Source organism: Streptomyces sp. AM 4-1-1 (assembly GCF_029167625.1).
Lineage (GTDB): Bacteria > Actinomycetota > Actinomycetes > Streptomycetales > Streptomycetaceae > Streptomyces.
Genome location: NZ_CP119145.1, coordinates 2498954 through 2522302 on the forward strand (window position 1 = coordinate 2498954; position 23349 = coordinate 2522302).

The 23349-nt window shown below is 70.6% G+C and carries 18 protein-coding genes and 2 pseudogenes; 13 read left to right on the forward strand and 7 right to left on the reverse strand.

Annotated elements, in window-relative coordinates; translation table 11 throughout:
• Nucleotides 1-438: 438 nt before the first annotated feature.
• Entirely contained in the window at nucleotides 439-702 is a 264-nt protein-coding gene (locus PZB75_RS10485; protein ID WP_017945871.1) for a WhiB family transcriptional regulator, read from the reverse strand.
• Nucleotides 703-1488: 786 nt separating this feature from the next.
• Between PZB75_RS10485 and PZB75_RS10490 the strand changes: the two genes are divergently transcribed.
• The 3 genes from PZB75_RS10490 to PZB75_RS10500 all read left to right on the forward strand — a co-directional run bounded on the left by PZB75_RS10490 (nucleotide 1489) and on the right by PZB75_RS10500 (nucleotide 4407).
• Complete coding sequence (locus PZB75_RS10490; protein ID WP_275535034.1) at nucleotides 1489-1989, forward strand: cysteine dioxygenase family protein; 501 nt, start codon at nucleotides 1489-1491, stop codon at nucleotides 1987-1989.
• A 13-nt stretch (nucleotides 1990-2002) separates the two neighbouring features.
• A complete protein-coding gene (cofD, locus tag PZB75_RS10495; RefSeq protein ID WP_275535035.1) occupies nucleotides 2003-2959 on the forward strand; it encodes a 2-phospho-L-lactate transferase in 957 nt (318 codons plus the stop codon).
• Between the two features lie 98 nt (nucleotides 2960-3057).
• A complete protein-coding gene (locus PZB75_RS10500) occupies nucleotides 3058-4407 on the forward strand; it encodes a coenzyme F420-0:L-glutamate ligase (protein WP_275538657.1) in 1350 nt (449 codons plus the stop codon).
• A gap of 103 nt (nucleotides 4408-4510) precedes the next feature.
• Here the strand turns inward: PZB75_RS10500 and PZB75_RS10505 are convergent, their stop codons facing one another.
• The 3 genes from PZB75_RS10505 to PZB75_RS10515 form a co-directional block, all read right to left on the reverse strand.
• On the reverse strand, nucleotides 4511-5596 hold the full coding sequence (locus tag PZB75_RS10505) for a DNA-3-methyladenine glycosylase 2 family protein (RefSeq protein ID WP_275535036.1): 1086 nt from the start codon (nucleotides 5594-5596) through the stop codon (nucleotides 4511-4513).
• A 220-nt stretch (nucleotides 5597-5816) separates the two neighbouring features.
• Complete coding sequence (locus tag PZB75_RS10510) at nucleotides 5817-6908, reverse strand: NDP-sugar synthase (protein WP_275535037.1); 1092 nt, start codon at nucleotides 6906-6908, stop codon at nucleotides 5817-5819.
• A gap of 86 nt (nucleotides 6909-6994) precedes the next feature.
• Nucleotides 6995-8680 (reverse strand): peptidoglycan recognition protein, encoded by a 1686-nt coding sequence (locus tag PZB75_RS10515; RefSeq protein WP_275535038.1) that lies wholly within the window; start codon nucleotides 8678-8680, stop codon nucleotides 6995-6997.
• 138 nt (nucleotides 8681-8818) lie between these two features.
• Between PZB75_RS10515 and PZB75_RS10520 the strand changes: the two genes are divergently transcribed.
• From PZB75_RS10520 to PZB75_RS10535, 4 genes are all read left to right on the forward strand, one after another.
• Nucleotides 8819-9571 carry a TIGR03089 family protein gene (locus PZB75_RS10520; protein ID WP_275535039.1) on the forward strand — a complete coding sequence of 251 codons (753 nt, stop codon included), beginning with the start codon at nucleotides 8819-8821 and terminating at the stop codon, nucleotides 9569-9571.
• Between the two features lie 180 nt (nucleotides 9572-9751).
• A complete protein-coding gene (locus PZB75_RS10525) occupies nucleotides 9752-11383 on the forward strand; it encodes an LCP family protein (RefSeq protein ID WP_275535040.1) in 1632 nt (543 codons plus the stop codon).
• Nucleotides 11384-11604: 221 nt separating this feature from the next.
• A complete protein-coding gene (locus tag PZB75_RS10530; protein ID WP_275535041.1) occupies nucleotides 11605-13362 on the forward strand; it encodes an LCP family protein in 1758 nt (585 codons plus the stop codon).
• Between the two features lie 48 nt (nucleotides 13363-13410).
• Nucleotides 13411-15099, forward strand: a complete 1689-nt coding sequence (locus tag PZB75_RS10535) for an LCP family protein (RefSeq protein WP_275535042.1) — start codon at nucleotides 13411-13413, stop codon at nucleotides 15097-15099.
• Between the two features lie 91 nt (nucleotides 15100-15190).
• On the opposite strand, the gene PZB75_RS10540 is transcribed toward PZB75_RS10535, so the two are convergent.
• Nucleotides 15191-16219 carry a glycosyltransferase family 2 protein gene (locus tag PZB75_RS10540; protein WP_275535043.1) on the reverse strand — a complete coding sequence of 343 codons (1029 nt, stop codon included), beginning with the start codon at nucleotides 16217-16219 and terminating at the stop codon, nucleotides 15191-15193.
• Nucleotides 16220-16495: 276 nt separating this feature from the next.
• On the opposite strand from PZB75_RS10540, the gene PZB75_RS10545 reads away from it, so the two are divergent.
• The gene (locus PZB75_RS10545; RefSeq protein WP_275535044.1) at nucleotides 16496-17875 is read left to right on the forward strand and encodes an LCP family protein; all 1380 of its coding nucleotides are present in this window, start codon (nucleotides 16496-16498) and stop codon (nucleotides 17873-17875) included.
• A gap of 204 nt (nucleotides 17876-18079) precedes the next feature.
• On the opposite strand, the gene PZB75_RS10550 is transcribed toward PZB75_RS10545, so the two are convergent.
• Nucleotides 18080-18628, reverse strand: coding sequence for an acyl-CoA thioesterase (locus PZB75_RS10550; protein WP_275535045.1), 549 nt, complete (start codon nucleotides 18626-18628; stop codon nucleotides 18080-18082).
• 119 nt (nucleotides 18629-18747) lie between these two features.
• Here PZB75_RS10550 and PZB75_RS10555 point away from each other — a divergent pair, with 119 nt between their 5' ends.
• On the forward strand, nucleotides 18748-20037 hold the full coding sequence (locus PZB75_RS10555; RefSeq protein WP_275535046.1) for an LCP family protein: 1290 nt from the start codon (nucleotides 18748-18750) through the stop codon (nucleotides 20035-20037).
• 44 nt (nucleotides 20038-20081) lie between these two features.
• Here PZB75_RS10555 and PZB75_RS10560 read toward each other — a convergent pair.
• A pseudogene (locus PZB75_RS10560) lies at nucleotides 20082-20864 on the reverse strand (DUF5954 family protein).
• An 86-nt stretch (nucleotides 20865-20950) separates the two neighbouring features.
• Between PZB75_RS10560 and PZB75_RS10565 the strand changes: the two are divergent.
• The 4 genes and pseudogenes from PZB75_RS10565 to PZB75_RS10580 all read left to right on the forward strand — a co-directional run.
• A pseudogene (locus tag PZB75_RS10565) lies at nucleotides 20951-21108 on the forward strand (SAM-dependent methyltransferase); the annotation flags it as partial.
• Between the two features lie 437 nt (nucleotides 21109-21545).
• Complete coding sequence (locus PZB75_RS10570; protein WP_275535047.1) at nucleotides 21546-21776, forward strand: hypothetical protein; 231 nt, start codon at nucleotides 21546-21548, stop codon at nucleotides 21774-21776.
• Complete coding sequence (locus PZB75_RS10575) at nucleotides 21757-22284, forward strand: DUF6879 family protein (protein WP_275535048.1); 528 nt, start codon at nucleotides 21757-21759, stop codon at nucleotides 22282-22284. Before PZB75_RS10570 ends, PZB75_RS10575 begins: the two co-directional genes overlap by 20 nt.
• 18 nt (nucleotides 22285-22302) lie before the next feature.
• Entirely contained in the window at nucleotides 22303-23142 is an 840-nt protein-coding gene (locus tag PZB75_RS10580) for a DUF5753 domain-containing protein (protein ID WP_275535049.1), read from the forward strand.
• Nucleotides 23143-23349 lie beyond the last annotated feature (207 nt).

The following is a 23349-nucleotide window of genomic DNA, read 5'->3' on the forward strand; positions in this document are numbered from 1 at the left end:
CCAGGGGCGGGGAGCCGACGAGGCGGAGGAGCGGCCGGGTCACCGGTCACGCGGGCCGTGACCCGCACCGGCCCGGCCGGGCGCCCGGACCGACTGCGTACGAGCCGACGGGCGTACGAACCGGCAGACGCACGAACCGACGGGCGCGCGCCGGACAGACGCGCGTCGGACAGACATGGACCGGACAGACATCGGCCGGGCAGACGCGGAGCGGACAGGCGGACATCATGACGACGGCCCGCCGCCCGCGTCGCTGAGCGCGCGGGCGGCGGGCCGTCACAGGTCGTTCCGTCCCGGCCGTCGAGCGCGGAGCGGGGCCGGACGCCTGGGGTCCTTCGTTCTGGATCAGGCCGGCTCAAGGAGCGGTGCCGGGTCCCGCGAGCCCCGCGTGATCCGCGGGAGAGACCCTGGGTCCCGCTGTCCGTCTTCCCGTACCGCTCAGACGGCGGCCTTCTTCAGGCGGCGGCGCTCCCGCTCGGAGAGTCCGCCCCAGATTCCGAACCGCTCGTCGTTGGCCAGCGCGTACTCAAGGCATTCGGAACGGACCTCGCACGCCAGGCAGACCTTCTTCGCCTCGCGGGTGGACCCGCCCTTTTCGGGGAAGAAGGACTCGGGGTCGGTCTGGGCGCAGAGCGCGCGCTCCTGCCAGCCGAGCTCCTCGTCCGCGTCCTCGACCAGCAGTTGCTGGAACAGCTCGGTCATGTGCGCCCCTCGTCTGTCTCTTGCGTCCCCGTGATGCGGTCGTTACTGATCGACCGAACGACACGAGTGAAATTACAAGTGTGTATCTCCGTGCCAGTCAAGCCGAGATCTGCTATTGGGCCCAGTATTCACTCTGCGGAACCAAGGGTATGCGGTAAGTATTCATATAGCCAAAAACCTGACATATGCCACAGGCCCCTCCGTGATCACAAGCCTCACCAAGTGAGACTCCCGGGGCCGCGGCGATGTTTCGATTCGATCACCGAAGCGACATGGATCACAGCCCGGTCACGGAGACCGGTGTTTACCGGCATGACTGAAGCGCCATGTCTCCGCTGAAGCCGATACGCAAACCTCTCCCCGCCCCCGGCGACCGGAACAGGTGAAACATTATCGGCCAAATCGGGCATTGAGTTGACAGGCGGACGGCCGAGCCGGTCTCCTGGACCGCATGTCAGTGACCGCAGCGATGTACGCCGCCCACGTCTGTGGGTTCCGCTCCGCTGTCCAGGTCCGCTGTTGCTGTTCCGGCTCGTTCAGCTGTCCCTGCTGTCCCAGCTGTTGATTCCGTAGCGCCCCGGTCCCGCCTCCGCCGCTTCTCCACAAGCTCCGGTCCGCGCACCGACCCGCCTACGGCCGCAGTTCCGGGCACCAGGTCTCAGCCGCTTCCCGCCCCCCGCTCGCCGTCCGGTGGCCTACCGGCTCCGACGGCGCCCCGGTATCCGGTACCTGGTCTCCGCACCCCCACCCGTACCTCACCTCTCCCGCCGAGGACGCACCGCAGCCATGAACAATGACAGCGATCTCCAGATCGCAGGCGACATCCTTGAGGTCCAGCACCTCCTCCGGCCCGCCCGCGAGCACCCGTCGACCGTGGCCGAGTTCGCCGGGCTCGCCCGCGCCGTCGCCGCCGACCGCGCGCGGTGGGCGCCCCTCGTCCGCTACGACACGGCCGGCCGCTGGTACCACCGGCTGCGCACCGGCCCCGGCTACGAGGTGTGGCTGCTGAGCTGGGTTCCCGGACAGGGCAGCGGCTCGCACGACCACGGCCGCTCGTCCGGTGTACTGACCGTGCTACAGGGCGAGTTGACCGAGCGCACCGAGCGCGGGACCCGGCTGCTGCGGACCGGCGGGCAGCGGGTCTTCGCCCCCGGATACGTCCACGAAGTGGTCAACGATTCGCTCGAACCGGCCGTCAGTCTGCACGTCTACCACCCGGGGTTGACCGAAATGCCGATGCACGCGGCGCGGTGCGCCCCGGCCGCCCGCGATGTCGTACCCGCCTGACAAACTGCTCCGTATGCGCATTGTGGTTCTGGCCGGCGGTATCGGCGGTGCTCGTTTTCTTCGTGGCCTCAAGCGGGCGGCGCCGGACGCGGACATCACGGTGATCGGCAACACCGGTGACGACATCCATCTGTTCGGGCTGAAGGTCTGTCCCGATCTCGACACGGTGATGTACACCCTCGGCGGTGGCATCAACGAGGAACAGGGCTGGGGGCGTACCGACGAGAGCTTCCAGGTGAAGACGGAGCTCGCGGAGTACGGCGTGGGGCCGGAGTGGTTCGGGCTCGGCGACCGTGATTTCGCGACACACATCGTCCGTACGCAGATGCTCGGCGCGGGTTATCCGCTGAGCGCGGTCACGGAGGCGCTCTGCGCCCGCTGGAAGCCGGGGGTCCGGCTGCTGCCGATGTCCGACGACCGGATCGAGACGCACGTGGCGGTCGACCTGGACGGCGAGAGCAAGGCGATCCACTTCCAGGAGTACTGGGTGAAGCTGCGGGCCTCCGTGCCCGCGCGGGCGATCGTGCCGGTCGGCGCGGAGCGGTCCGAGCCGGCGCCGGGGGTGCTGGAGGCCATCGGCGAGGCCGACGTCATCCTCTTCCCGCCGTCCAACCCGGTCGTGTCGGTGGGCACGATCCTCGCCGTGCCCGGCATCCGCGAGGTGATCGCCGAGGCCGGGGTGCCCGTCGTGGGACTCTCCCCGATCGTCGGGGACGCGCCCGTGCGGGGCATGGCGGACAAGGTCCTCGCGGCGGTGGGCGTCGAGTCGACGGCCGCCGCGGTCGCCCGGCACTACGGATCGGGGCTGCTCGACGGATGGCTGGTCGACACCGTGGACGCCGGGGTGGTCGACGAGGTGGAGAGCGCGGGCATCCGCTGCCGCGCGGTGCCGCTGATGATGACGGACGTGGCCGCGACCGCCGAGATGGCCCGGCAGGCGCTGACGCTCGCCGAGGAGGTACGGGCATGAGTGCGGCGGCAGCGGGTGGGGCGGCCGCCGGAACGGACCCGGGTTCCGGAAGCGGGAGCGTCACCGTCGGGGCCGGGGCCCTGACCGGGGACGGGGCCATGGCCGGGCCGGGGACCGGGGCCGTGACCGGAGGTGACGGCGGGGGCGGGCCCTCGTACCGGGTGTGGGCGTTGGGCGGGATGCCCGAGGTGCGGGCCGGGGACGATCTCGCGGAGCTGATCGCCGCGACCCGACCCGGGCTGGCCGACGGGGACGTCCTGCTCGTCACCTCCAAGATCGTCTCCAAGGCGGAGGGCCGGATCGTCGAGGCCACGGACCGTGAGGCGGCGATCGACGCCGAGACGGTCCGGGTGGTCGCCCGGCGCGGCACGCTGCGGATCGTGGAGAACCGGCAGGGTCTGGTCATGGCCGCCGCCGGGGTCGACGCGTCGAACACCCCCGCCGGGACGGTCCTGTTGCTGCCCGAGGACCCGGACGCGTCGGCGCGGGCGATCCGGGACGGCCTGCGGGACGCGCTCGGGGTACGCGTCGGGGTCGTCGTCACGGACACCTTCGGCCGTCCCTGGCGCACCGGGCTGACCGATGTCGCGATCGGCGCGGCCGGGGTGCGGGTGCTGGACGATCTGCGTGGCGGGACCGACGCGTACGGCAATCCGCTGAGCGCGACGGTCGTCGCCACCGCCGACGAACTGGCCTCGGCCGGTGACCTGGTGAAGGGCAAGGCCACCGGACTGCCGGTGGCGGTGGTCCGGGGACTGGCGCACGTGGTGGCGGAGGACGGCGCCGCGGCGGACGGCGCGCGGGCGCTGGTGCGGGGCGCGGCGGACGACATGTTCCGCCTCGGCACGTCGGAGGCGGTACGGGAGGCGGTGACCCAGCGGCGGACGGTGCGGGAGTTCACGGACGACCCGGTGGACCCGGGTGCGGTACGACGCGCGGTGGCCGCCGCGGTGACGGCGCCGGCCCCGCACCACACGACGCCGTGGAGGTTCGTCCTCCTGGAGTCGGCAAAGACACGGACCCGGCTGCTCGACGCGATGCGGGACGCGTGGATCGCGGATCTGCGGCGGGACGGCGGAACCGAGGAGTCGATCGCCAGGCGGGTGCGTCGGGGCGAGGTGCTGCGCCGGGCTCCTTGTCTGGTGGTGCCGTGCCTGGTGATGGACGGTTCGCACACCTACGGCGACGAGCGCAGGGACACCGCCGAGCGCGAGATGTTCGTGGTCGCGGCGGGCGCGGGCATCCAGAACTTCCTGGTGGCGCTGGCGGGCGAACGGCTCGGGTCGGCGTGGGTGTCGTCGACGATGTTCTGCCGCGAGGTGGTCCGCGAGGCGCTGGACCTGCCCGAGTCGTGGGACCCGCTGGGTGCCGTGGCGGTGGGACGCCCGGCGGCGCCGCCGAGGGACCGGCCGGCCCGTGACGTGGAGGACTTCGTCACCGTGCGGTGAGGACCGGACCGCGCGGGCGATGAGGACGGGCCCCGGAGGTATCGCGTCGCGTCGCGTGGTCCGGGCCTCCGGCCTTCTTCCCCGTCGGGTCCGCCGGGCCGGGTCAGAGGCGGGCTATGTCGCGCGGTGTCATGCGCGGACCGTGGCGCGGCGGCGTCCGGCCCGAGAGCAGGATCAGCCGGGTGGCCCGGTGGCGCTGGCCCTCGTACGGGCTCAGCAGCCTCAGCATCTCCTCGTCGTCGGCGTGACGGTTGTCCGCGAGGGCGTGTCCGACGATGCCGGGGAGGTGGTAGTCGCCGACCGAGACCGCGTCGGCGGCGCCGTTCGAACGCTGAAGGGTCTCGGACGCGGTCCAGGGGCCGATGCCCTGCACCGCCTGCAGACGGGCCATCGCCTCGGGCAGTTCCATCGTGGCCGCCTCCTCCAGCCGACGGGCCACGCGGACCGCGCGCAGGACCGTCGAGGAGCGCTTGGCGTCGACGCCCGCGCGGTGCCACTCCCAGGACGGGACCAGCGACCAGGTCCGCGCGTCAGGCATCACGTACAGGCCGGACCTGCCGAATCCGGCGTCCGACGGGCCGGGCGCCGGGGTGCCGTGGGTCCGGAGCAGGAGGCGCCAGGCACGGTACGCCTCGTCGGTGGTGACCTTCTGTTCCAGGATCGACGGGATCAGCGACTCCAGGACCAGTCCGGTGCGCAGCAGCCGGAGGCCCTGGCGTCGGCGTTCGGTCAGCGCGAGCAGCCGGTGGCGCGGGACGAAGGCGCCGGGGTCGTCCTCGGCGCCGAGGAGCGTGGGGAGCCGGTCCAGCAGCCAGGCGGCGCCCGGCCCCCAGGCCGTCGCCTCGACGCGGTCGCCGCGCGCGACGAGCCGGAGGGTGCCGGGGCCGGCCGGGGTGCGGGAGGCCCGCCAGACGGAGCCGTCCGGGAGCGCCCGGTAGGTCGGGTCGGCGGGGCCCCGACGCAACGGTCCCAGGACGAGCCGCAGGTCGAGCGGGTGGGGCGGGGTCCATGCCCGGGTGAGGGGTGCGGCGGGGTCGGCCGTCCTCGGTGCGTGCGGGTCGGGATCGTTCCCGGTGTCCGGTGCCGGGCCCGCTCCCGGTCCCGGCGAGGCGGTGTCACGGGCATCGGCGGCGTGGTTCCGGTGCGGCACGGTCGCTCGTGTCGTACGGGGGGCGAAGCGTCCGGCCACGGGGGGGGTCCTTGAGAGTCGGGGAGAGACTTCCGAGGGTAAGCGCACGGGCGACGTTCCGGACGCCGCCCCCTCTTCCGCCGGGTGTTCCCCGCCCCGTCCACCGCTCGGCCCACCGCCGGCCGTCCCGGCGCCCGGCCCGCCCGCCGGGTGTCCCCGCGTCTCGCCTCCCCGCCGGGTGCCTCGGCGCCCGGTTCGCCCGTCAGGTGCCCGGCGCCCGCTACTGGTCGGACGAGAAGCGGATCGACGCGTCCGCGACGACCGCTCCGCACCAGACCCGTACCCCGTCGCGCAGCTCGTTGTCCGCGCCGATCCGCGCCCCGTCGCCGATGACCGCGCCCCTGAGCACCGTACGGCTGCCGATCGTGGCACCCGCCCCGACCAGGGAGTCCGAGATCACCGCGCCCGGCTCCACGACGGCGTCGGCCAGGATCGCGCTGCCCTCGATCCGGGCCCCCTGTCCGATGCGCGCGCCGTCGCCGATGACCGTACCGCCGGTGAGCTTGGCGTCGTCCGCGACGGACGCCGTCGGCAGGACGAGCCGGTCGCCGCAGCGCCCCGGGACGGCCGGTGACGGCGCGCGGCCCATGACCAGGTCGGCGGAACCGCGCACGAACGCCTGCGGAGTCCCCAGGTCGAGCCAGTACGTGGAGTCGACCATCCCCTGGAGGTGTGCGCCGGAGGCGAGCAGTCCGGGGAACGTCTCGCGTTCCACGGAGACCGGGCGGCCCGCCGGGATGGTGTCGATGACCGATCTGCGGAAGATGTACGCCCCCGCGTTGATCTGGTCGGTGACGATCTCCTCCGGGGTCTGCGGTTTCTCCAGGAACGCGGTGACCCGGCCCGTCGGGTCCGTCGGCACCAGCCCGAAGGCGCGCGGGTCCTCGACCCGGGTGAGGTGGAGGGAGACGTCCGCGCCCGAGGAGGAGTGCGAGGCGGTCAGGGCCCGGATGTCCAGGCCGGTCAGTATGTCCCCGTTGAAGATGAGAACCGGTTCGTCCGGGCCCGAGGCCAGCCGGGACGCCACGTTGCGGATCGCCCCTCCGGTGCCCAGCGGCTCGCGTTCGGTGACGTACTCGATGTGCAGGCCGAGTGAGGAGCCGTCACCGAAGTACGGCTCGAAGACCTCCGCCAGATAGGACGTGGCGAGCACGATGTGCTCGACGCCGGCCGCCCGTGCCCGTGCCAGCTGGTGCGTCAGGAACGGGACGCCCGCCGCCGGAACCATCGGCTTCGGGGTGTGCACGGTGAGTGGACGCAGCCGGGTGCCCTTGCCGCCGACCAGCAGGATCGCTTCTCTTGCCACTGTCACAGCACTGTCTCTGCTTCCTGCGGGGGCGGGGCCGGCAGGCCAGTGTATGCGGACCGTCCGCCCCCGCCCCCGCCAGGCCGCCCTGGTCAGCGGCCCTGGAGGCGGGCCGAGCCGGCCCGTGCCGTGCCGAGCTTGCGGTAGAGGCGGATGCCGGGGCATTCGGTGGAGAAGCCGTCCCGGTGACCGGAGATGGCGTTGAGCGTGACCTTTCTGCCCTTCTTGTACTTGTTCCCGCCGCCGGACACCAGCGTCACCTTGCCGCGTGGGTTGACGCCGTACAGGCCGAGCTTCCAGGCGGTGAGGCGTTCCACCGCCTTCACCGCGGCGGCGGGCGGGTTGGCGGAGCCGAAGGTGCCGAGGACCACGACGCCCATGCTGTTGGTGTTGAAGCCGAGGGTGTGCGCCCCGAGGACGGGTTTGGCCACTCCCCCGGCCCGTCCTTCGTAGATGTTTCCGCACTTGTCGACGGCGAAGTTGTAGCCGATGTCGCGCCAGCCGTTGCTCTTGACGTGGTAGCGGTAGATACCGCGGAGCAGCGCGGGGGCCTGTGAGCAGCGGTAGTTGTTGCCCGTGGCGCTGTGGTGGATGAAGGCCGCCTTGACCGCCTTGGTGTAGCCGAACGCGCGCTCGCGAAGCTTCTCGTCGGCGCCCCAGCCCTTGCGGGTGATGATCCGTGGGCGAGGTCCGATGAAGGGGTGGGTACGGGTCCCGGCGGCGGGCGCGGCCCCGGGCGCCGCTTTGCCGGGTGCGGGGATGGCGGGGGCGCCGAGCGGTGCGAGGCCCGCGTTGACCTTGGCGGCGGCGGCCATGGCGGCGGCGAGACCGGCGTCGTTCCGGCCCGCGATCTCTTCGGCGGGTCCGGTGACGGGTACGGATCGGGCGGTGGCCGCCTGCGCGCCCGCCTCGGCGTCCGTGTCTTCCTCCGAGGCCGCGTTCGTGCCTTCCTCCGGGTCCGCGTCCGAGCCTGCCTCCGTGTTCGTCTCGGTCTCCTCCTCCGCACCCGCGTCCGTCTCCGTCTCCGGGGCCACCGCCGGGTCCGCGCCCGGGTCGACGAGCTCCAGACGCAGCCCGGCGGGCAGGGGTACGGGGGCGGCGGCCGCACCCCGGTCCTGGGCCGAGACGCGGTCCCGGTCCTGGTCCTGGCCTTGCTCCTCCGCCCGGTCCGGGGCCTGCGGTCGTACGCGTACCTCCACACCGTCCGAGTCGCCCACCCACAGCGGGGCGGTCGAGCCCCGGACCGTGCTCGCGTCGCCCTCGGCGGTGCCGGGGTCCGCGGAGTGTTCGGCGTTGTGCGTCTCCAGATCCTGCCAGCCCGACCACGCGGTGCCACCGGTGGCGCGGGTGCGGACCTGGACGGTGCCGTGGAGTTCGGTCCTGACGTCGTCCCAGACGACACCGACCAGGGAGAAGGGGCGGACCGTGCGTGGTCCGGGGAGGCCCTGTTCCGCGGGTACGCCTGCGGCGCGGTCGCTCGCGGTGGTGAGCGGGGCCAGTGGAAGGGACTGCGTGGAGCCGGGGAGCGCACCGGTCGCGGCGGCCCTCGGACGGGCCGGCGCCGAAACGGCCCGCGGGGGAACACCTCGCGACGGGGCGAGTGCGGAAGCGAGGGCGGGAACGGAGGCTGGGGCGGGGACGGAGGCTGGGGCGATGGCTGGGGCGGGGGCGGCGCTCGGGTGAGTGGCGGCAGGGGCCGCGTCGACCGGCGCGGCCGACGGAAACGCGAGGGCTGTCGCACACACAACGCCGACTGAGGTAGTGAGAAGAGCTCGCATACATATGATCCTTCACATACCCCCATAAGTCCGGCCACCCGAGACATACGCGGTCAGCTGATGGGCCGTCCGTCGGACCGGCCCCCCGCGTCGCCGCGAGCCCCGCCCCCGCCCGCCTCGCCGCGTAATCTTGCGCGGATGAACGCCAGTGATCGCACCCCCGCCGACCTGCTGCGATCCGCGCTCGCCGCGGACCCGGCCCGCCCCCTCATCACCTTCTACGACGACGCGACCGGTGAACGCGTCGAACTGTCGGTGGCCACCTTCGCCAATTGGGTGGCCAAGACCGCCAATCTGCTCCAGGGTGACCTGGCCGCGGAGCCGGGCGACCGGCTCGCCCTCCTGCTGCCCGCGCACTGGCAGTCCGCGGTGTGGCTGCTCGCGTGCTCCTCGGTCGGTGTCGTCGCCGACGTACAGGGCGATCCCGCCGCAGCCGATCTCGTCGTCAGCGGCCCCGACACGCTGGACGCGGCGCGCGCCTGCCGTGGCGAGCGGGTCGCGCTGGCGCTGCGCCCGCTGGGCGGCCGGTTCCCGCAGCCGCCCGAGGGGTTCGCGGACTACGCGGTCGAGGTGCCGGGCCAGGGCGACCGCTTCGCCCCGTACGCCCCGGTGGACCCGGACGCGCCCGCGCTCGCCGTCGGCGGTACGGAGCTGACGGCCGCGCGCCTGGTGGCGCGGGCCCGCGAGGACGCCGTCGGGCTGGGCCTGTCCGCCGGATCGAGGCTGCTGACCGGCCGTACGTACGACTCCTGGGAGGGGCTGTCCGCCGGACTGTTCGCTCCGCTGGCCGCCGGGGGTTCCGTGGTGCTGTGCCGACATCTCGGACAGTTGGGCGACAGCGGGCTCGAAAAGCGGGTCGAGAGCGAGCGAGTCACCAACACGGCGGTATGACAAGCGCCCTGAGGGGCACTCGTACGGCCCACAGCGGGCCGAGCCCTCGGGCTTGAGCATCAACTCCGGTACATGATCGCGGTACAGACCACACCAGGCACAACCAAGCGTGAGGTTCAGCCGTCTACTCCTGCGACCGGCGGCCCAGCGCGCCGCCGAACGTGAAGGATGGACGCAGACGTGACCGACAGTGCTGGCCCACCGGCCGACCCGGATCACCCGGCCACCGGGAAGGCAGACGGCGGTGCCGACGGCGAGGGCACCGGCAGGAAGGGCGGCCGGAGCCGGAGCGCGGACGAGTCACGCCCCGAGCCCGAGGCCACACCCGCGTCGGAGGCCGGTACGGAAACCGGCGCGGGTACGGACGCCGGTACGGACGCCAACGCGGATACGGAAGCCGGCGCGGGTACGGACGCCGACGCGGATACGGAAGCCGGCGCGGGTACGGACGCCGACGCGGGTACGGAAGCGGGTACCGGCACGGACGCGAGCGCGGACACCGGTACGGAGACAGGCGCGGCCGGCCCGGCGACACCTGTCACCCACGCCGACCAGGCCGACCCCACCGACCCCGCCGGTCCCTCGGAACCCGATGAGCCGACCGGTCCCGCCGGTCCCGCCGGTCCCGCACCCAAGGCGAAACGTCACTGGCTGCGCTGGACCGCGCTCGGCGCCTCGTTCGTCGTGCTCGCCGCGGCGGGCACCGGCTGGTGGCTGTACCGGAAGCTCGACTCCAACATCAAGACCGACACGGGCACCGCCGCCGAGCTCAAGGTGTACGAGAAGGAACGTCCCAAGCAGGTCGCGCTGGACGCCGAGAACATCCTGCTCATCGGCTCGGACACCCGGTCCGGCGACAACCGGGAGTACGGACGCGACGACGGCGGCAGCCAGCGCTCGGACACCACGATCCTGCTGCACATCGCCGCGGACCGGAAGAGCGCCACCGCGGTGTCCATCCCGCGCGACCTGATGGCGCACATCCCGAGCTGCCACATAAAGGACGGGAAGTCCACGCGCCAGCAATTCGCCCAGTTCAACTCGGCCTTCGAAATGGGGGGAACCGCGTGCACGATCCGCACGATCGAGGGCATGACCGGCATTCGGATCGACCATTACATGGTCGTTGACTTCAACGGCTTCAAGGACATGGTGAATGCCGTGGACGGTGTCGACGTCTGCCTGAAGAAGCCGATCAACGACGACGACGCCCATCTCAAGCTCCCGGCCGGACGCCAGAAGCTCAACGGCGAGCAGGCCCTCGGATACGTACGGGCCCGCAAGTCCATCGGCGACGGCAGCGACACCGAGCGGATGGACCGCCAGCAGCAGTTCCTCGGCGCGCTGGTGAACAAGATGCAGAGCAACGGCGTCCTGCTCAATCCGACCCGCCTCTTCCCGGTGCTGGACGCGGCGACCAAGTCGCTCACCACCGATCCCGGGCTCAACACCCTGAAGGACCTGTACGACCTGGTGCGCGGGATGCGGGACGTACCGACCGACAAGGTGCAGTTCCTGACCGTGCCCCGGAAGCCGTACACCCAGGACCCGAACCGGGACGAGCTGGTCGAACCCGACGCGGGGCGGCTGTTCAAGCAGTTGCGCGAGGACGCACCCGTGGCGGTGGTTCCGGCCGAGCAGTTCAGGAAGGAGAGGGACTCGCAGCGGGACGGCGACTCGAAGAACCCGTCGGGGAGCGGTACGGAGGGCGGCGAGAACGGCCGGAAACCGGGCGCCACGGCCTCCGGCGACCCCAGCCCCGCACCCACCTACTCGGGCAACAACGCCGCGACCGACCTGTGCAAGCAGTAAAGCAATTACCAAGACACCATCGGCGTTCAGCGCGGAATGCACTGAATGCCCGGTTGTAAACGGCGTGGAATGTGTCACGCGCGTCGTTGTACACCGAACTGGACGGATAGTGTGACGCGATCCGGTGCTTCCGGCCATCTGGCCGCGTACTCCTGGATCGAGAGATCGAGCGCTTTCGGGGGAGGCGTCTCGCGTGGCACCGACGGAGGACTCAAGCAACCGTGGATGCGCAAGGCCGTGGGCGGGCGGACGACATCGACCCCGCAGACCAGTGGGTGCTCAACCCGCACACCGGTAATTACGAGCTGCGACTGGACAACTCCGGTGGGGCGTCGGGCGGCTCGGCCGCCGGTTCTCCGGGTACGTCCCGTACGCGTCCCGGCGGACGAAGAGCGACCCCGCGCACGGCCGAGACCGGAGCCGGAGCGCGCCGGACCGCCGGACCGCGCCGCGAGGTGCCGAGCCAGCGTGGCCGCCACCCGGGCAAGGATTCCCGTACGCCGGAGACGGCCGCCGGCCGCCGCAAGCGCAGGCCGCAGAAGTCGGGCAGGAAGAAGGCGCTGCTGTGGACGGGCGGGGTGATGGCCTTCGTGGTCGTCGCCGGTTCGGCCGGGGCCTACGCCCTGTACCAGCACTTCAACGGCAACCTCAGCACCGTCGACGTCGGAGACGCGGGTAACAAGGACGTCCTGTCCGACGGCCCCCTCAACATCCTCATCATCGGCACGGACAAGCGGACCGGCAAAGGGAACGAGGGCTACGGCGACAAGGGCAGCGAGGGCCACGCCGACACCAACATCCTCTTCCACGTCTCCGAGGACCGCTCCAACGCGACGGCGCTGAGCATCCCGCGCGACCTGATCACCGACATCCCGGACTGCACCACCAAGCAGTCGGACGGTTCGGAGAAGGTCGTCCCGGGCACCGCGAACATCCGTTTCAACGTGAGCCTCGGCCAGTCGGGCCGCGACCCGGGTTGCACCATGCGGACCGTCAAGGAGATCACCGGCCTCCAGGTCGACCACTTCATGATGGTCGACTTCAACGCCGTGAAGGAGCTGTCCACCGCCGTCGGGGGCGTCAAGGTCTGTCTCACCAAGGCCGTCAAGGACAAGGACTCGCACCTGGATCTGCCGGCGGGCGAGCACCGGATCATGGGCGAGGACGCGCTCGCGTTCGTCCGCACCCGGCACAGCTTCGGCAACGAGAGCGACCTCGACCGCATCAAGGTGCAGCAGCAGTTCATCGGCTCGATGATCCGGCAGATGAAGTCGGACGACACCCTCTCCAGTCCCCCGAAGCTGTACAAGCTGGCGGACGCGGCGACCAAGGCGCTCACGGTGGACTCCGGGATCGGCTCGGTCAAGAAGCTGACGTCGCTCGCCCAGGAACTCGGCAAGGTCAACACGGAGAACATCACCTTCGTCACAGTGCCGGTGGTCGACAACCCGGCCGAGAGGGTCGCCGCCACGGTGGTCCTCGACAAGGGCAGGTCCGAGCCGCTGTTCGCGATGATGCGCGAGGACACCTCGCTGACCGAGGTGAAGGAGAAGGAGAGGACCGCCAAGAGCAAGCAGCAGGCGGTCCTCACCGGGCCCCGCGCCCAGCCCGGCGAGGTCCGGGTCGACGTCCTGAACGGCGGGAACGTGCCGGGAGGCGCGCAGCAGACGGTCAGCTGGCTGCAGAACGACAAGGGCGTCCCGAAGTCGACGAACAAGGCCAACGCTCCCACGAAGTCCCCCACGACGACGCTGGCGTACGCGCCGAACCAGGCCGACCAGGCCCGCGCGCTCGCCGACATGATGGGACTGCCCGCCACGGCCCTCAAGCAGAGCGGCACGGACGCGGAGGAGCTTCAGCCGATGGTGCTGACCCTGGGGGCGGACTTCAAGGGCGCGGGCGTGCCCATCACCGGCCCGAAGACGGCGCCGAAGGACATCCAGAAGGCAAGCGCCGACAAGGCGGAGTGCGCGAAGTGACGACCCGTCACCGCGCCGTACACACGGTCTGAACAGCAGGGGGGTCCGGTGGGACGAAGCAGTACGCCTGGGGAGGGGACGCGGCCGCGCGTCCGGCACGCCGGTCAGCTCGGCTGGGACGAGAGCCTGTACGACGGGGCGGGCAAGGGCGGATCAGGGGGAGGCGGCGCGGAGGCGAACGGGTCGGCGGGCGGCCCGTCCGGTGGCACGGGCAAGCGCCCCGGACGGCGGAAGAACCCTCCGCGCAAGAGCACCAAGCGCCGAATACTGGGCTGGTCCGCCGCCGCGGTCTCGGTGCTCATACTCGGCACGGCCGGCGCCGGATACATCTACTACAACCACCTCAACGGGAACCTCCGCAAGGCGGACCTGACCCTCGGCGACAAGAAGATGGCCGACCACAAGGCCAACGCCGCGGGCCAGACCCCGCTGAACATCCTTCTCATCGGCTCCGACGCCCGGGACTCCAAGGCGAACCAGGAACTGGGCGGGGCCAAGGACACCTTCGGCGCCCCGCCCCTCGCGGACGTACAGATGCTGCTCCATCTGTCCGCGGACCGCAGCAACATCTCGGTGGTCAGCATGCCGCGCGACACCATGCTGAAGATGCCCAAGTGCACGGACCCCAAGACGGGCAAGGTCTATTCCGCCAGCACGGGCAACGTCCAGACGAACCAGAGTCTGGGGCGCGGCGGCCCCGGCTGCACGGTGGCCGCCTGGTACGAGCTCACGGGCATCACCATCGACCACTTCATGATGATCGACTTCTCGGGCGTGGTCTCGATGGCCGACGCGATAGGCGGCGTCCCGGTCTGCGTGGACGCCAACATCTACTCGCACACCAGCGACGGCCACGGTTCGGGCCTGCGGCTGCCGGAGGGCACCCACAAGGTCAAGGGCAAGCAGGCGCTCCAGTGGCTGCGTACCCGGTACGGCTTCGGTGACGGCAGCGACCTCGGCAGGGTCGAGGCCCAGCACATGTACATGAACTCCATGGTCCGTGAGCTGCGCAAGGGCACCAAGCTGACCGACCCCGGGAAGCTGATGGGTCTCGCCGAGTCGGCGACGAACGCGCTGACGGTCGACAAGGGACTCGACACGGTCAAGAAGCTGTACGACCTGGCCGATGAGTTGCAGAAGGCGCCGACCGATCGTCTGACCATGACGACCATGCCGAATGTGTACGGCGAGGGCGCGCTCCGGGGCCGGGTCTTCCCCAAGGCCGGGGACGCCGATCAGCTCTTCCGGATGATCCGCGACGACGTCCCGCTCGACGGCAAGAAGTCGAAGCGCAAGGTCTCACCCACCCCGCAGCTCCCGTCCGCGGCCCCGGCCGAGATAGCGGTGAGCGTACGCAACGGCAGCGGCAGCGCCACCCAGGCGCCGGCCAAGGGGCGGGCCACCTCGGTGGCCGAGCTGCTGACCGGCAAGGGCTTCACCAAGGCGGCCGTGGACCCGCAGAACGGCACGCCGGCCGCGCGGACGGGCATCCTGTTCCCGAGCTCCGAGATGCAGGGAGATGCCCAGGCGGTCGCCAAGGCGCTGGGTATCCCGGTGGGTTCGGTGAAGAAGTCGACCGACGTCCCGGGGATCACGCTGACCGTCGGAGCCGACTGGCGTGAGGACGGCGAGTACCCCAAGCCCGTCGCGGACAAGGCCCCCCCGAAATCGGCGAACGCGCTCAACGGCGAGGACGAGTCGAAGTGCATGCACGTCAACCCGGCCTTCACCTGGTAGCGCGCGGCCGGTACGCGAGGAGCCCCACCGGTCGTCCGGCGGGGCTCCTCGCGGCTGATGGGGCGTCATGACCGGTGCCCCGGCCGGTGCTTCACGATCGGACGGTCTGTTCCCGCATCGAGGGGCGGCGGCTCGCGATGACCTTCCGCGCGAGTGAGCGCGGGCTGGTGAGGAAGCCGAATCCCCACGACATGTGCATGGTGGCCAGCGCCACCGGGATGTGGACCCGGGCCCTCAGCGGCAGGCCCTTGCCCGCCGGGACCGACCCGGCCACGATCGCGGCGACGTACCCGCCCGGGACGACGAAGGCCCACGGGGTGACGGCGGCGCCGACGGCGAGCCCGGCGGCGATCGCGCAGACGGCGACCGGGGGCGCCAGGTACCGCACGTTGATCGAGCCCGCGTGGTAGCGGGCGACGACATGGCGCCACCGGCCGTAGTCCTTGTACTGCTTGGCGAGCGCCCTCACCGAGGGACGCGGCCGGTACTGGACCCTCAGCTCGGGCGAGAACCAGATCACCCCGCCGGCCTCGCGGATGCGGAAGTTCAGTTCCCAGTCCTGGGCGCGGATGAACTCGACGTTGTAGCCGTCCGCCCTCTCCAGTGCCTCGCGGCGGAAGACGCCCAGATACACGGTCTCGGCCGGTCCGGCGCTGCCGCCCGTGTGGAAGGCCGCGTTGCCGACGCCGATCCTCGACGTCATCGCGGCGGCGACGGCGTCCTCCCAGGCGTTCTCGCCCTCGGCGTGCATGATGCCGCCGACGTTCTGCGCGCCGGTCTCCTCCAGGAGACGGACGGCGGTCGCGATGTAGTTCGGCGAGAGCATGCCGTGACCGTCGACCCGTACCACGATCGGGTGGTGCGATGCCTTGATCGCGGCGTTCAGCGCGGCGGGGGTGCGGCCCGTGGGATTCGGGACGGTGTGGACCCTGGAGTCCTCCCGTACCAGCTCGGCGGCGATCTCGTCGGTACGGTCCGTCGAAGGGCCGAGCGCGATCACCACCTCCATCTCACCGTCGTACTCCTGTTCGAGAATATGCCGGACGGAGTTCCTGAGATGACGTTCCTCGTTGAGCACCGGCATGATCACGGAGACGGCGGGGTGCTGCGCGGCAGACATGTGGTCCTCGGGGGGTCCTCGGGAGCTGGGGTCTTCCCCCAGGAAACAGCGGTATCCAGCCGCCACGTTACCGCGAACGGGGGACGCGGACGCGCGCCCCCGGGCCACTTCCCGGACTGAAGATCATATTGGCCTACCGTGCGAACGATTCCCCCTCGCACCGCGGAGGTGTCACCCCGCATGCCCATGCCGCAGCGCTCCCCCCGACCGCCACGTCCCCGGGCTCCCCTCCCGCCGCGCAGATCCGGAAAGCGGCCCGGACGGCCACGGTGGGGCATGCGGCTGGTGACGGGGCTGTCCGTGCTGGTGCTCGGCGCCGGGGGCATCGGCCACGCGCTGGTGAGCGGCCTGGAGACGGGCATCGACCGGATCGACCCGTTCAAGGACATGAAGAACAGACCACGCGCGGGCCACGGCATGAACCTGCTGCTGGTGGGCACCGACGGCCGCGAGAAGATCACCCGGGCGCAGAAGGCGAAGTACCGCCTGGGCGGCACGCCCTGCAACTGCACCGACACGATCATGCTGGTGCACCTGTCGGCCGACCGGGACCGGGCCGCCGTCGTCAGCCTGCCGCGCGACAGCTACGCCGAGGTCCCCGAGCACACCGACCGCACCACCGGCGAGCACCACGAGGCCCATCCGCTGAAGCTGAACGCCGCCTACGCGGAGGGCGGCCCCGGCCTGACCGTGCGGACCGTCGAGCACATGACCGGCGTCAAGGTCGACCACTACCTGGAGGTCGACTTCACCAGCTTCATGAAGACGGTGGACGCCCTCGGCGGGGTACGGATCTGCACGCCCCGGGCGATGAAGGACCCGTACACCGGACTCGACCTCGCCGCGGGCAGCCACGAGCTGGACGGCGGACAGGCGCTCCAGTACGTACGTTCCCGGCACGTCGACGGGGCCGCCGATCTCGGCAGGATGCGGCGCCAGCAGACGTTCTTCGCGTCGTTGATCAAACAGACGACCAGCAGCGGGGTGCTGCTGAACCCGGCGAAGTTCCAGCAGGTGGCGTCGTCGATGCTCAGCTCGGTCCGGGCCGACCGGGGATTCGGTACGGAACAGCTGCTGGAGATCGGCAGGGCCATGCGCGGCTTCACCCCCGCCTCGTCCGAGTTCACCTCCGTACCGGTCGGGAACCCCGGCTATCCGGTCAAGGGCATCGGCTCGACGGTCAAGTGGGACCCGGCGAAGTCGAAGAAGCTGTTCGAGGCACTGCGGGACGACAAGCCGCTCACCCCGCGGCGGCCGAAGGGGCAGCGGGACGACGCGCGGCCGGCGACGACGGTGGAGGTCGCGCCGGAACAGATCCGGGTACGGGTCCACAACGGGACGCCCAAGGACGGCCTGGGGCAGGACGTCGACCGCGAGCTGCGCGCCTCCGGCTTCGCCACCACGGGCCAACCGCTCAACGGGACCACGCGTGACCTGAAACGCACCCTGATCACCTACGACCCGCGCTGGGACCGGTCCGCGAAGTCCCTGGCCGAGGCCCTGCCCGGCAGCGAGCTGCGGGCGGTCGTGGGGCAGGGCGGGACGATGAGGGTGACGGTGGGCGCGGACTTCCGGAAGGTGCGGCCGGTGCGGGCCGAGGAACAGCACCGGGGCGAGTTCGACGCGGTCACCGGGGACCAGGAGGTCTGCCGGTGACCTACGCGGTCACCCGAGGGGCGGGAGATCCGCCCACGACCGACGCGGTCACCCGAGGGGCGGGCCAGCGGAGGATGCGGGCGGCCGGGCCCCGGGGGAGCGGGCGGCCGGGCCCGCATCCGTGAGGCAGCGACCGCTGGAGGAGGGCGTGCGCGGCCGGCGCCGTGCGTCCCGGGCCGTAGTGGGACGGCAGGACGAGGGCTGTCAGTCGTCGATGCCGTCGGCCACGCGCTTCTCGCGCAGCTCCTTGATCGCGCGGCGGCGGGCCAGGCGGTGGGTGCGCCGGATCTGGGCCTCCTGGTAGCGCCGCTTGTCGCGCTCCGTCTCGGGGATCACCTGCGGTACGGGGCGGGGCCTGCCGTCCCCGTCGACCGCCGCGAACACCAGATAGGCGCTGCCGACCTGCTGGGCCGGGGTCGACTCGTTCCACCGCTCGGCCATGACCCGGACGCCGACCTCCATCGAGGAGCGGCCGGTCCAGTTCACCTGGGCACGGACGTGCACCAGGTCACCGACGCGGACCGGCTCCAGGAACACCATCTCGTCCATGGAGGCCGTCACCGCGGGCCCGCCGGAGTGCCGCCCGGCCACCGCGCCCGCCGCGTCGTCGACCAGTTTCATGATCACGCCGCCGTGCACCGTACCCAGCAGGTTCGTGTCGCTGCCGGTCATGATGTGGCTGAGAGTGGTCCGGGACGCCGCGGTCGGCTTGCCCGGAATGTCGCCCTCCGGGCGCGGGGCCTGATCTGTCATGCCCTCCACCTTATGTGGGGGCCACGACGGACCCGCAATGCATCAGGTTCGCAACAGCCCTGGACCGATTTCCCGTGCGCCCTGTATTACCGACACGCCCGGCCCGCACACTGGTGGGTATGAACGAATGGCCCGAGGACCGCAGCGAGAACCGCTTCGGGCGCGGCAGCGAGAGCCCGCAGCCCGAGAGCGCCCGTGTGATGCGGCACGTCCAGCGGCAGCCGGTCCCTCCGCAGCAGCGGCCCGCCCCGCCGAGGCAGCGTCCGGTCCCGCCGGCACAGCGCCGGCCCGAGCGGGCGGGCGCCGACGAGGGCGTCCCGTTCGACAGCGGGTACAACACGGGCCAGGTCTACGGCGGCGGCGGGGGCGGCCGGGACGGGAACCGCGCGGGTGGCGGCGACAGCGGATACGTGCGGGGGCGCCCGGCGCCGAACTGGCGCCGCAGGATCAAGATCGGCACCCTGACCCTGGTGATCGTGGTCCTCGCCGTCTCCGTCTCCACGTACTTCTGGGCGGACTCGAAGCTCAAGCGGGACGTCGACCTGTCCAAGGTCATCGAGCGGCCCTCCAAGGGCGAGGGCACCAACTATCTGATCGTCGGTTCCGACAGCCGCGAGGGCATGACCGACGAGGACAAGCAGAAGCTCCACACCGGAGGCCCGAAGGACAGCGGCCGCACCGACTCGATGATGATCCTGCACGACGGTTCGAACGGTCCGACGCTGATCTCGCTGCCGCGCGACTCGCACGTCGAGATCCCCTCGTACAAGGGCTCCGACTCCGGCAAGGACTACCCGGCCCGTGGCCGCTTCACCAAGCTGAACGCGGCGTACGCCGAGGACGGGCCGGAACTCCTGGTGCGTACCGTCGAGTTCAACACCGGGCTGCGGATCGACCACTACGTCGAGATCGGCTTCGGCGGCTTCGCGAAGATCGTCGACGCGATCGGCGGGGTGGAGCTGGACATCCCCAAGGCGTTCAAGGACAAGAAGTCCGGCGCCGACTTCAAGGCGGGCAAGCAGACCCTGAACGGCGAGCAGTCGCTCGCCTTCGTACGGACCCGTTACGCGTTCGCCGAGGCCGACCTGGCCCGTACGAAGAACCAGCAGAAGTTCCTCGCGGCGCTGGCCAACCAGACGGCGACGCCGTCGACCGTCCTCAACCCGTTCAAGCTGTACCCCGTGATGGGCGCCGGCCTGGACACGCTGGTCGTCGACAAGGACATGTCGCTGTGGTCCCTGGGCCAGATGTTCTTCGCGATGAAGGGCGTCACCAGCGGCGACGGCACGTCGATGAACATGCCGATCTCGGGCAGTGTCGGCGGTGATCTGGCCTGGGACAAGGCCAAGGTCAAGCAGCTGGTGGAGCAGCTGAAGAAGGACGACAAGGTCACCGTCACCGGCAACTGACCACGCGGGTGCCGCCGGCCACGCGGCACCCGCTCCTCCTGCCCTCACTCCCCGTGGTGGGTGACGTTCCCCCACTCGTCCATGTCGGGATGGATCTTCATGGGCGGGTGGTCGTCCATGTCCGAGGGACGGGGCCGCTCGGGACCGTCGGGGCCGACGCGCATCATGCGCTCGACGCGGACGATGCGGAAGCACCGCCCCCGGGTGGGTGGTCAACGCCCGCCGGGAGTCGGCCAGTACGTCGGCGGGGAAGCGTTCCGAGGTGTACGGGAGGGACACCAGCCCGAGCCGGTCGAGCCCTTCCGTCGGCCCGACCGCCGCCGCGTGGTCGATCACGAACCCCTTCGTACGTGACACCTCCGCCGCGTCCGGGTCCCAGTCCTCGCAGTCCACGTCCGTCGGTCGGGGCGGTTCGAGACCGCCGTCCCCGACCCGGGCGAACTCGTCGGCGCGTACGACCCGGTAGCGCGTCCCGGCGGCCGAGACCTCGTTCACCGGCTCGGCGTCCAGCCGGGCCACCGCGTCCAGCAGCGACCTCCGCTCCCGGCGGTCCTCCGCGTCGTCCCTCGCCTTGAACCACAGACGGGAGTTCAGCCCGTCACGCGCGTCCTGGGGAAGCCCGGTGTCCATGTCGTCCAGCAGACGCCAGCGGGGCCGCTCCCCGCGCCGCTGTTCCGCGACACCGAAGAGCGGCCCACGGATCAGGACCTTCGGATACTTCCGCGCCGCCACGAAGGCGTCCGCCTCGGTGCCTCGGACACCGGGTCGGCGCGGCGCCGGACACTGATGACCAGATGGCCGGGGGACTTCCCTGGGTGATCAACCACGCACCCAGTGTGCCGATGTGGACACGGGCCGTCAGCCGTTCCGCCGAAGTCACCGCGTATGGGACGGGGGTGACCGCCGGGGGCCGTGCTGGACGCAGTACCCCGGACACGGGCCGAGCGCGGAGCTTCTGGGGTCACCGGGAACGGCGCCGGGAATCGGCTGCGGCAGCGGGCGGACGTTGGCGTTCCTGCTCAGCCGGGGGGCGAGGTCACCGGTCTGGATCTGTCACCGGTGGCCGTCAAGCACCTGACCGAACGCCGGGAGCCAAGGGGCACATCGGTACGCTGATCGTACATGGCGTGCGGCGTTGATCCGGAAGGGAACGGCCGCGAGCGCCCCGCCCTTTCGGGCCGGGGCGCTCGTCGGGCCGCCGAGGCCGGGCTACGGCAGGTTCCTCGCCATCACGATTCGCTGGACCTGGTTCGTGCCTCCGTAGATCCAGGTGCTTTACAGCCTCTGCTGCTCCGACTTGCGAGAACACCCCCTTGCAGGGGTGTCCCCCAGCATTTCCCCATGATCGCGCGAGACCAACGGCTGGCCAGGATGCTGCGATGACGGGCGCGCGGCCCCGTGCCGCACGCAGAACCGACAACCGTCCTCTTGACCTCACCAACCCAAAGGGTGAGACTCGTGTAACAGACTGCAACGCAGTGCAACGTTCCCAGTAGGAAGGGCGCACCATGGGCTACACCTTCATCGGTAAAGATCCCGAGTCTGACGTGAACGGGTGCCCTGCGGTTTGGGTGGATGACGACCGACGGCTACTCGTACAGGCGCGGCGGGCCGGGGAAGACGTGCAGGCTCGGACGGTGGCTGACTCGCCGCGAGCCGAGGATGAGACGCTGATCGTTCTGGAACCGAGGATGATCCCGCTCCTCAAGGAGGCTATCCGTGTCGCAGAGTCTGGCTGAGTTCGCCGATCTGCTCAGGCAGTGTGAGCGCTCAGCAGTGCACCTTGAGACCCGCGATGCATACGCCGTCCCCGGGGAACACCCTGCCTTCGACGCCTGGCTAGCAGGGGAACGGAAGGACTGGGATGACCGCTCGTCATGGTGGCGTGAGGACTGGCACGGACTCATCCAGGACATGACCGCAAAAGGTGTGGCGGTGCACCGCGCGCGGGTGGTGGGTGAGCCCGTCTCGGACTACATCAAGTGGGAGCATTACGTCACGTATGGCAACGTCGCTTGCGGGGAGGGAGTCCGGTGGCTGCCGCGTCGGCAGGCGTCCGACCTGCTGTTGCCTGGAAACGATTTCTGGCTCTTTGACGGCAAGCTGGTCCAGTTCAACGTCTTCGATGGTGACGGTCGTTGGATGCACACGGACTTCACGGACGACGCGGGCGTGGCGGAACGGTGTGCTGACATGTTCGAGGCCGTCTGGGAGCGAGCTGTCCCGCACGACAAGTACGACGTCTGACAGAACAGCGGCCAGTCCATGACCTCACCTCTGTCGACGGCTGAAGAGGCCCATAAAGCAGTTGCCGACCGGCTTACTCGCATGATGGAAGACGCCGATCTATCGGGGGCCCGGCTGGCCGCTCTGTGCGGCTGGGACCGTTCCAAGGCTCACCGGATCATGCACCGGAAGACGATCCCGAAGCCCGCCGACCTCCGCGCATGGTGCACGGCATGCGGAAGGCCCGAAGAAGCTGAAGCGCTGATAGAGACCACACGCACGGCCAAGACCCTGTATGTCCAGTGGACCCAGTACTTGAAGGGCGGCCTCAGCAAGGCGCAACGCAACGGCATCTACCAGGAGACACGCTCCTTCCGTGTGTATAGCTGCGGGGTCCTCCCCGGGATGCTCCAGACGGAGGCGTACGCGCGGGGCATTCTCCGTACGATCCGTCGCTTCAGGGGGCTTCCCGACGATGTCGAGGACGCCGTACGGGCGCGTCTGGAGCGCTCGGCCGCCACTCTCCGGGGCAATCAAGTGTCCGTCCTCATCGAGGAGTCGGCCCTGTACATGCCGATGACCGACCCTCCGCAGCATGCGCAACAACTGGAACACTTCATGTCCGTCATCGGGCACCCCAACCTGGCTTTCGGAATCATCCCCCACATGTCACGCCGCCCGGTATGGCCCGTCGAATCCTTCTACGCATTCGATGATCGCGAAGTTCAGGTGGAAACCTTGACAGCCATGGTCCGAGTGACGAATCGAGCCGAGATCGACGTGTACCTGAGCGCGTTCGCTCAGATGGCACGAGCAGCTGTGTACGGCTCGAATGCCAAAGCCTTGATGAGGAAGGCCCTCGACGCCACCGAGGAATGAAGGCGTACAACACCGTGCAACATCGGCCCTGCTTGGCTGCCTCTCTTCCTACCGTTCTTGCCACAGCCAGTTGACAGCCGGAGGCAAGCATGGCGATGACCATCGCGGTCTATCGAGTGACGAGGGACGGCATCACGGAGCGGGTTCCGAAGCATGAGGTGGCACCCGCTTCGAAGCTTTCCGCGTCGAACCGCTTCCTTCTGTGTC

Excerpts from the sequence above, each read along its gene's own strand:
- PZB75_RS10485 (WP_017945871.1), bottom strand. The coding sequence starts at position 702 with ATGACCGAGCTGTTCCAGCAACTGCTGGTCGAGGACGCGGACGAGGAG.
- PZB75_RS10490 (WP_275535034.1), top strand. The coding sequence starts at position 1,489 with ATGAACAATGACAGCGATCTCCAGATCGCAGGCGACATCCTTGAGGTC.
- cofD (WP_275535035.1), top strand. The coding sequence starts at position 2,003 with ATGCGCATTGTGGTTCTGGCCGGCGGTATCGGCGGTGCTCGTTTTCTT.
- PZB75_RS10500 (WP_275538657.1), top strand. The coding sequence starts at position 3,058 with ATGGCCGGGCCGGGGACCGGGGCCGTGACCGGAGGTGACGGCGGGGGC.
- PZB75_RS10515 (WP_275535038.1), bottom strand. The coding sequence starts at position 8,680 with ATGCGAGCTCTTCTCACTACCTCAGTCGGCGTTGTGTGTGCGACAGCC.
- PZB75_RS10520 (WP_275535039.1), top strand. The coding sequence starts at position 8,819 with ATGAACGCCAGTGATCGCACCCCCGCCGACCTGCTGCGATCCGCGCTC.
- PZB75_RS10540 (WP_275535043.1), bottom strand. The coding sequence starts at position 16,219 with ATGTCTGCCGCGCAGCACCCCGCCGTCTCCGTGATCATGCCGGTGCTC.
- PZB75_RS10545 (WP_275535044.1), top strand. The coding sequence starts at position 16,496 with ATGCGGCTGGTGACGGGGCTGTCCGTGCTGGTGCTCGGCGCCGGGGGC.
- PZB75_RS10550 (WP_275535045.1), bottom strand. The coding sequence starts at position 18,628 with ATGACAGATCAGGCCCCGCGCCCGGAGGGCGACATTCCGGGCAAGCCG.
- PZB75_RS10555 (WP_275535046.1), top strand. The coding sequence starts at position 18,748 with ATGAACGAATGGCCCGAGGACCGCAGCGAGAACCGCTTCGGGCGCGGC.
- PZB75_RS10570 (WP_275535047.1), top strand. The coding sequence starts at position 21,546 with ATGGGCTACACCTTCATCGGTAAAGATCCCGAGTCTGACGTGAACGGG.
- PZB75_RS10580 (WP_275535049.1), top strand. The coding sequence starts at position 22,303 with ATGACCTCACCTCTGTCGACGGCTGAAGAGGCCCATAAAGCAGTTGCC.